Genomic DNA, 1,068 nt, shown 5'->3' with positions numbered 1-1,068 from the left:
ATCCGTTTCGATATGCTCTGCATCCACCATGGGCAACAGCGCCGGGAGCTTGTCAGTGGAAGGCAGTTTCTGGACAGCGCGGCTTCGCTGCTGGAGAGAAGTAAAGTCAGAAGCTTCGGGTGTCGCGGCCATGCCGGCACGAACAGGGTTAAGATCCACATACGCCATGCAGCCAAGCACCGCCTTCTCGTCCAGCAGCGCCTGGCTTTTGTAGCGCCCTTCCCAGAAACGGCCCTTGCAGCCGTCCTCTTCGTTGGCCCGCCGGGCCAGATGCTCGTTCAGACAGCGCATGAACCAGCCCAGGTCATATAACCGGCAGCGCCATTGCTCAACGACCTCNAGGGCTTTCAGGGTTTCCGCTTCACAGGTCTCGTCGCGCAGCCATCGCTGAACCAACGGCGGCCCGGAAAACAGCCGCATCCACTGCGCCGCCACCTCACGACATGACCAGGCGTCCGCCCTGCCCCGATCCACTCGCAACACCAAATGGTAATGGTTCGACATCACCGCATAGGCGCACAGATCTATCGCAAACACCTCAACCAGCGTCGCCAGGCGTTCCACCACCCATTGCCTGCGATGCTCATAATCCTGACCAGAGTAATGATCCCGCCCACACAAGAAAGCCCTGCGTACACAACGGCAAATACAGTGGTAATACGGCGTTTCCTCAAGGGAAATCTGCTGATAACGCGCTCGAGTCATGGTCGCCTCCATGCTGATCCATGACTTAAACCATACTGTCCTTATGGACAGCAAGTCATCAGATAATGGCCATCAGGCGCGTGAGAGATTTGCTAATTGGTGGGTGTCCTTCTGTTGTTCGGATTGTTGGAATCACTTGTCTCTCCAGCGGCATGGTTATTAACGCGGCGATGGGGCCCTATAAGGGCAAAGGTGGCAGTGAGCATGCCTTGTTCCGCGCCTTGCTGTCCGACCTTGAACAGGGCGATATTCTGCTGGGTGATGCGCTGTATGGCAGCTACTACGTTCTGGCGGAATGTCTTGAACGTGGTATTGATGTGGTTTTCCAGCAAAACGGCGGCAGGAAACGGACAACAGATTTTC

1 protein-coding gene and 1 pseudogene are annotated in these 1,068 nt (G+C 56.3%); one reads left to right on the top strand and one right to left on the bottom strand.

What is annotated here, in order from left to right:
- A partial coding sequence (locus A3754_RS05160; RefSeq protein WP_231880495.1) for a transposase occupies positions 1–705 on the bottom strand: 705 nt, incomplete at its 3' end.
- A 65-nt stretch (positions 706–770) separates the two neighbouring features.
- Here A3754_RS05160 and A3754_RS28445 point away from each other — a divergent pair.
- A pseudogene (locus A3754_RS28445) lies at positions 771–1,068 on the top strand (hypothetical protein); the annotation flags it as partial.

Source organism: Alcanivorax sp. HI0083 (assembly GCF_001635175.1).
This window is presented reverse-complemented; position numbering and strand designations above follow the sequence as displayed.